Source organism: Enterococcus sp. C53 (assembly GCF_040887425.1).
Classification (GTDB): Bacteria; Bacillota; Bacilli; order Lactobacillales; family Enterococcaceae; genus Enterococcus_B; species Enterococcus_B hirae.
Map to the genome: position 1 here is coordinate 1 of NZ_JBFOFT010000029.1, position 518 is coordinate 518.

1 protein-coding gene is annotated in these 518 nt (G+C 38.0%); it reads right to left on the reverse strand.

The genetic code is table 11. The features are described 5' to 3' along the window. Positions 1-518, reverse strand: a 518-nt coding sequence (locus AB3I42_RS14020; protein ID WP_368022571.1) for a transposase, incomplete at both ends; no start/stop codon positions are given.

The following is a 518-nucleotide window of genomic DNA, read 5'->3' on the forward strand; positions in this document are numbered from 1 at the left end:
CCAAACCAATATCAATCGTTGCTCCTTGTTTCCCACGCAAATGGAAACGATGGAACGCCAAATGAGCCTTTAGATGTCCGAACACGGGTTCGACATCAATTTTTCGTTTCCGATAAATCGAACCAGTTTTCTCCTCTAAAAGATTTTTTCTGCATTCTGCTTTGAAATAGCGCCAATTATTATTTACTTGAATTTTTCGCTTTTGTTCACTTTTCGCACGCGTACATTGACGACGAACTGAACAGTTCCGACAATCCTCACATTCATAGATTTTGAAATCTCGAATAAAGCCACCTTTATCTTTTCTGCGACTATAATTTTTGAACGGTACCGGACGATTCGCTGGGCAAATATAGGTGTCTTGTTCTTCAAGATAACGCCAATTCTCCACGTTAAACGGATTATCCTTGTACTTCTTTTTATTTTCTTTGTGATAACTGCCATATGTAATTAAGGGAGTTTTATGTAGAACATCGTTGATATACATGTAATTTTCTTCGCTACCATACCCTGCATCT